A 1,609-nucleotide genomic window follows, 5' to 3' on the forward strand; every position below is an offset into this window, starting at 1 on the left:
CCTTTCGCCTACACGCGGCGCGAGGCGCTTGGCGTCTGCGTCGGCATCGGCGCCTGGAACTATCCGATCCAGATCGCCGGGTGGAAATCCGCCCCGGCGCTCGCCATGGGCAACGCCATGGTGTTCAAGCCCTCGGAGAACACGCCGCTGTCGGCGCTGGCGCTGGCCGAGATCTACTCGGAGGCCGGCCTGCCCGACGGTCTGTTCAACGTCGTGCAGGGCTATGGCGATGTCGGCGCCGGCCTCGTCGGCCACGATGTCGTCGCCAAGGTTTCTGTGACCGGCTCGGTGCCAACCGGACGCAAGGTGCTGTCGCTCGCCGGCTCGAAGATGAAGCACGCGACGATGGAGCTCGGCGGCAAGTCGCCGCTGATCGTCTTCGACGACGCCGATCTCGAAAACGCCATCGGCGGCGCCATGCTCGGCAACTTTTACTCGACCGGTCAAATCTGCTCCAACGGTACGCGTGTCTTCGTGCAGAAGGGCATCCACGACCGTTTCGTCGACCGTCTGGTAGAGCGTACCAAGAAGATCCGCATCGGTGACCCGCTCGATCCAGAAACGCAGATGGGGCCGCTGGTCAACAAGGCGCAGCAGGAGAAGGTCGTCTCCTACATCGCGACCGGCAGGCAAGACGGCGCTGCCCTCGCCTGCGGTGGTAGCGTGCCCTCGCTGCAGGGTTTTCAGGGCGGCTTCTTCGTCGAGCCGACGGTGTTCACCGGCGTCACCGATACGATGCGCATCGCCCGCGAAGAGATCTTCGGGCCGGTGATGAGCGTGCTGAAGTTCGACAGCGAGGACGAGGTGATCGAGCGCGCCAACGACACCGAATTCGGGCTCGCCGCCGGGGTCTTCACCCGCGACCTGCCGCGCGCCCACCGCGTCATCGCCGAACTGCAGGCCGGCACCTGCTGGATCAACGCCTACAATCTGACGCCGGTGGAAATCCCCTTCGGTGGGGTGAAGCAGTCGGGCATCGGGCGGGAGAACTCGCTTGCGGCGCTGGCACTCTACTCACAGCTGAAGGCGGTCTATGTCGAGACGGGGGACGTGGCGAGCCCGTATTGAGGGGCTGGCGCGAGGCACGCCTAATCTCCCCCCTTGAGGGGGAGATGTCGCCGAAGGCGACAGAGGGGGGTCGCCGCGCGTGGGGCGCTAGCCTTATCCTGTCGCAAAAGAAGGTCGCGTCCAGTCGAACCGACCCCCTCTGGCCTGCCGGCCATCTCCCCCTCGTGGGGGGAGATCGGCGGCTTCAGCCTCCCTCCCCGGCCGTTCCATCCAGATACTGCGTCAGCGCGCAGACGAGGTGGTAGAAAATGCTGGCCGGCACGTCGGTCGCCAGCGAGCGGCCGCGTTCGTCGATGCGGTCGATCCAGAGGCCGAGCGGCGCCGGGTCGATGTGCCAGCGGAACAGGCGGCCGACGCGCGCCTCGATCTCCGGCTTGAGGTCCGGCCCGCCCGTGCCGTCCAGCGCAATCGCCGCCTTGACCGCTTCGGCCTGCGGCCAGCTGCGCGACACCCGGTCGAGCGGCAGGCCTTGCCTGGAGACGGCGCCGTAGGACAGGCCGGTGGCGCGGTTGAGGCCGTTGGCGACGGCGGAGGCATAGAG

General features: G+C 67.4%; 2 protein-coding genes. One reads left to right on the top strand and one right to left on the bottom strand.

Annotated features, from left to right (window positions below; all coding sequences use genetic code 11):
• A partial coding sequence (gene betB, locus EN738_RS34175) for a betaine-aldehyde dehydrogenase (RefSeq protein ID WP_127287354.1) occupies window positions 1-1,068 on the top strand: 1,068 nt, incomplete at its 5' end.
• A gap of 184 nt (window positions 1,069-1,252) precedes the next feature.
• On the opposite strand, the gene EN738_RS34180 is transcribed toward betB, so the two are convergent.
• The coding region (locus tag EN738_RS34180; RefSeq protein WP_189606129.1) for an AGE family epimerase/isomerase at window positions 1,253-1,609 on the bottom strand (357 nt) is incomplete at its 5' end.

Origin of the sequence: Mesorhizobium sp. M4B.F.Ca.ET.017.02.2.1 (assembly GCF_003998955.1) — a bacterium.
GTDB classification, from domain to species: domain Bacteria; phylum Pseudomonadota; class Alphaproteobacteria; order Rhizobiales; family Rhizobiaceae; genus Mesorhizobium; species Mesorhizobium abyssinicae.